This is a genomic window from Curtobacterium sp. A7_M15 (assembly GCF_030705415.1).
Lineage (GTDB): Bacteria > Actinomycetota > Actinomycetes > Actinomycetales > Microbacteriaceae > Curtobacterium.
On the sequence record NZ_JAUZED010000040.1, the window covers coordinates 26,989 to 29,113 of the forward strand.

Here is a 2,125-nt window from a genome sequence, read left to right on the forward strand (position 1 = left end):
GGGCCCTCCCCCCCGCCCCCTCGCCGGCCCGGGGGCGGCGCCCCCCCCCCCCCCCCCCCCTCCAGTCCGTCGGGCGGTCGCGCGCATAGAGTGGGTCGACAGCCCCACGAAAGGAGCGCCCGTGAGCCTGCTCTCCAGCATCACCTCGCCGCGCGACCTGAAGCGTCTCTCCGACGCGCAGATGACGGACCTCGCCGCTGAGATCCGACGCTTCCTCGTCGCCGAGGTCGCGAAGACCGGTGGCCACCTCGGGCCGAACCTCGGTGTCGTCGAGCTCACGCTGGCCATGCACCGTGTGTTCGACTCGCCGCACGACCCGTTCGTCTTCGACACCGGGCACCAGTCGTACGTGCACAAGCTCGTCACCGGACGGCAGGACTTCTCGCGGCTGCGCGAACGCGGTGGCCTGGCGGGCTACCCGCAGCGGAGCGAGTCGGAGCACGACATCGTGGAGTCCTCGCACGCGTCCTCGTCCCTGTCGTGGGCGGACGGCATCTCCCGCGCCTTCGTGCAGACCGGCCAGGCCGACCGGACCGTGGTCGCGGTCGTCGGCGACGGTGCGCTCACGGGCGGGATGACCTGGGAGGCCCTCAACAACATCTCCGACGGCAACGACCGCCGACTGGTCATCGTCGTCAACGACAACGGCCGCTCCTACGCCCCGACCATCGGCGGCATGGCGCGGTTCCTCAGCTCGGTGCGGACCCGTCGCGAGTACCGGGCGCTGTTCGAGAAGTCCCAGGCCGCGGCTGCGCGGTTCGGCGCTCCCGGGCGGGCGCTGTACCGCGGGATGCGCGGCGGGCTGCACGGGTTCCTCTCGCGCTTCACGAACAACGAGGCGCTCTACTCGAACCTCGACATCAAGTACATCGGGCCGGTGAACGGGCACGACCAGCGCGCGATGGAGGCCGCACTCCGGCAGGCGAAGGCGTACGGTGCGCCGACGATCGTGCACGCCATCACCGAGAAGGGCCACGGGTTCGAGCCCGCGCTGCGCGACCAGGCGGACCAGTTCCACGCCGTCGGCCACATCGACCCGGAGACGGGGGAGTCGCTCGACGTGTCGTCGGGGCCGTCGTGGACCTCCGTGTTCGCGTCGACGCTGGCCTCGGTCGGTGATGCCGACGAGCGGATCGTGGCGATCACCGCGGCCATGCTCCGGCCCACCGGACTTCACCTCTTCCAGGAGCAGCACCCCTCGCGCGTGATCGATGTCGGGATCGCCGAGCAGCACGCCGTGACGACCGCGGCCGGACTCGCGTTCGGCGGTCTGCATCCCGTCGTGGCGCTGTACGCGACGTTCCTGAACCGGGCGTTCGACCAGGTGCTCATGGACGTCGCCCTGCACAAGGCCGGCGTCACGTTCGTCCTCGACCGTGCGGGCATCACCGGCCCGGACGGCCCGTCGCACCACGGCATGTGGGACCTCGCGCTGCTGCAGGTGGTGCCGGGGATCCGGATCGCCGCCCCCCGCGACGCGGCGACCCTGCGCGAGGAGTTCCGCGAGGCCGTGGCCGTCGACGACGCGCCCACCGTGCTGCGGTGGTCGAAGGGGCAGGTCGGGCCGGACATCGCCGCGCTCCGCCGTCTCGATGACGGGGTCGACGTGCTGCGGTCGCCGTCGCCCGACCAGGAGCCCGACGTGCTGTTCGTCGCGGTCGGGTCGATGGTGCCGGTGGCGCTCGACGCCGCAGCGCTGCTCGAGTCCCAGGGCATCGGGGTCACCGTCGTCGACCCGCGGTGGGTCGTACCGATCCCGTCGTCGCTGATCGACCTGTCGCGCGAGCACCGGCTCGTGATCACGCTCGAGGACGGGGTGCGCGTCGGCGGGGTCGGTACGCGCCTGCGGCAGGACCTCCGGGCGGCCGGCGTCGACACCGGCGTCAACGAGCTCGGGCTGCCGGACGAGTTCATCGACCACGCGTCGCGGTCCCAGATCCTCGAGGACGTGGGGCTGACCGCACAGGCGATCGCCCGCGACGTCATCGACCAGGTCGTCGGGACGAAGGTGCCGCAGGCGAAGCCGGCGCGGGCGGCGTCGCGGTCGCGGGAGTCCGCCGACCGCTGAGCGGCGGTGGGCCGCGACGCGCCTCGGTGACGGGCCGCCGCGGGCAGGCGCTCTTCG

General features: G+C 72.7%; 1 protein-coding gene. It reads left to right on the forward strand.

Annotated elements, in window-relative coordinates; all coding sequences use genetic code 11:
- Nucleotides 1–121 precede the first annotated feature (121 nt).
- Complete coding sequence (gene dxs / locus Q7F20_RS09350; RefSeq protein WP_305739825.1) at nucleotides 122–2,068, forward strand: 1-deoxy-D-xylulose-5-phosphate synthase; 1,947 nt, start codon at nucleotides 122–124, stop codon at nucleotides 2,066–2,068.
- The last annotated feature ends 57 nt before the right edge of the window (nucleotides 2,069–2,125 follow it).